Annotated in this window: 2 protein-coding genes; both read left to right on the plus strand. The window is 34.9% G+C overall.

All coding sequences use genetic code 11. The features are described from left to right. Window positions 1-186 precede the first annotated feature (186 nt). A complete protein-coding gene (fucO, locus tag DW269_RS12285) occupies window positions 187-1,335 on the plus strand; it encodes a lactaldehyde reductase (RefSeq protein ID WP_230310160.1) in 1,149 nt (382 codons plus the stop codon). Window positions 1,336-1,485: 150 nt separating this feature from the next. Continuing rightward, window positions 1,486-2,769, plus strand: a complete 1,284-nt coding sequence (locus DW269_RS12290) for an HlyC/CorC family transporter (RefSeq protein ID WP_117460287.1) — start codon at window positions 1,486-1,488, stop codon at window positions 2,767-2,769. Window positions 2,770-2,837 lie beyond the last annotated feature (68 nt).

The following is a 2,837-nucleotide window of genomic DNA, read 5'->3' on the forward strand; positions in this document are numbered from 1 at the left end:
TGTGCCGAACGGCTTGCCCGGTGGTGTGAGAGGACGAAAATAATTTTAATTATTTTCTCTTACTCGATTAACAAGTTTTGTAAAATTATTCACAAAGTGACAAATCCACTTATCTGTCACTTGAATGATAACACTTACAATGTTAACATGAAGACAGAAAAGTTAATTAAAAGGAGATTGATAATCATGTATAAGTTCATGTTAAATGAAACAAGTTATCATGGAGCAGGTGCTATTAAAGCTGTTCCTGAAGAAATTAAAGCAAGAGGATTTAAGAAAGCATTTGTTGCTTCTGACCCTGATTTAGTAAAGTTTGGTGTTACTAAGAAAGTAACTGATTTATTAGATGAAGCTGGTATTGAATATGTTCTTTACAGCAACATTAAACCAAACCCAACTATCGAAAACGTACAGACTGGTGTTGCTGCATTCAAAGAAGCAGGCGCTGACTGTATCGTAGCTATCGGTGGTGGATCTTCAATGGATACATCTAAAGCAATCGGTATCATCATTACAAACCCTGAATTTGCTGATGTACGTTCATTAGAAGGTGTTGCACCAACTAAGAATCCTTGTGCTCCAATCATCGCTGTTCCTACTACTGCAGGTACTGCTGCTGAAGTTACAATCAACTATGTAATCACTGATGTTGAAAAGAAACGTAAATTCGTATGTGTAGATAGTCATGATATTCCAGTAGTTGCTGTTGTTGACCCAGACATGATGTCTTCAATGCCAAAAGGATTAACTGCTGCTACAGGTATGGATGCTTTAACTCATGCTATTGAAGGTTATATTACTAAAGGTGCTTGGGAACTTTCAGATATGTTCCATATTAAAGCTATCGAAATTATCGCTCGTTCATTAAGAGGTGCTGTTGAAAACACTGCTGAAGGACGTGAAGGTATGGCTTTAGGTCAGTATGTTGCTGGTATGGGATTCTCTAACGTAGGTTTAGGTGTTGACCATTCTATGGCTCATACATTAAGTGCTTACTATGATATGCCTCATGGTAAAGCTTGTGCAATCTTACTTCCAACAACTATGGAATACAATGCTGAATATACTGGTGAAAAGTATAAAGACATCGCTAAGGCAATGGGTGTTGAAGGTGTTGATGGTATGACTCAGGAAGAATATCGTAAAGCTGCTGTAGATGCTGTTAAGAAGTTAGGTGAAGATGTTGGTATCGAAATGACTCTTAAGGGTGTTGTTAAGGAAGAAGATATTCCTCAGTTAGCTAAGGATGCATATGCTGATGCTTGCCGTCCAGGTAACCCAAGAGATACTTCAGTTGAAGATATTGAAGCATTATATAGATCATTACTTAAATAATAATCATTCATTGGGAGGAACATTTGTTCCTCCTTTTTGATTTTTATTGATGTTTCTTATAAAAAATGTATAATATACTTGTGCTTTTGTATATAGCACTCAATATAGTTATTAAAGGAGTATGATAGTGTCGTGGACTCGAGTCAGATAATGATGGTTGTTATTTTTATTTTATTGATTGGATTGTCAGGCTTATTTTCTAGTGCAGAAACTGCATTTATGTCTGTTTCTAAGATTAGAGTAAAGACTGTAAGTGAGGATGAAGAAGATCCTCATCACGCCAAGGCTTTAATTGTTTCTAATCTTTTAGAAGATACAGATCATTTGTTAAGTACAATTCTAGTAGGCAATAACCTTGTTAACATTTTAGCTTCTTCATTAACTACATCTTTTGTAATTAGTGTATTTGGTAATGAAGGAACAGGTGTTGCGGTTGCAACAGGGTTTGTTACGTTAATGATTCTTATTTTTGGTGAAATTACACCAAAGACTTTAGCTGTAAGTAAAGCAGAAGCATTATGTTATAGATTCTGTCGTTTTATTCAATTTATAAATTTTATATTTACACCAGTTGTCGTTATCTTAACTGCAGTGTCTCATGGCTTAATTCATATATTAGGTGGTAATATTGATCCACAGCCTACACTTTCTGAAGAAGACTTAAAAACAATTGTAAACGTGTCTCATGAAGAAGGTGTATTAGAAGATGAAGAAAAAGAAATGATGCATAATATCTTTGATTTTGGTGATACTGATATTAAAGAAATCATGACACCACGTATTCACGTGGCTACAGTTGATTATGATGCGACTTATGATGAAGTGGTTGCTGTATTGCAGGAATCACAATATTCTCGTTTACCTGTTCTTTCAGAAGAGGGTGATGAGATTGTTGGTGTATTACATATCAAGGATATCTTAATGAAGCCTGTTAATCATGAACATTTCCAGGTAAAGGATTATATGCGAGATGCTTACTTCGTTTATGAATTTAATCATATTTCAGATGTTTTTGCTTCTATGCGTAAGGAACATGTGTCTTTATCAGTTGTATTAGATGAATATGGTGTTATGGCTGGTATTGTGACATTAGAAGATATTGTTGAAGAAATCGTTGGTGAAATCGACGATGAATATGATGACAATAGTGAAGAAGTAAAGAAAATCTCTAAGAATGTTTATTTAGTAGACGGCAGTTTAAACATAGATGAAGTCAATGACCGTTGTGGTACAGAATTCGCTTCTGAAGAATTTGAATCTATTGGTGGTCTTGTCTTAGGTCATGTGAATGGTTCACCCAACCCTCATCAGAAGGTTTATGTAGATGGCTGTATGTTTATTATTGAAAAGATTGATAAAAACAGAATTGAATTATTGAGACTTATTATTCCAGAAGAGGAAAGTCAAAAAGAAAATGAAGAAAAACACGATTAAAGTGTTTTTTCTTTGTGCGACAGGCAGTCGCTTATATGTCATGTCAACAGGGGCATGACATTTTCTAC

It is taken from the genome of Catenibacterium sp. AM22-6LB (genome assembly GCF_003435615.1).
Lineage (GTDB): Bacteria > Bacillota_I > Bacilli_A > Erysipelotrichales > Coprobacillaceae > Catenibacterium > Catenibacterium mitsuoka_A.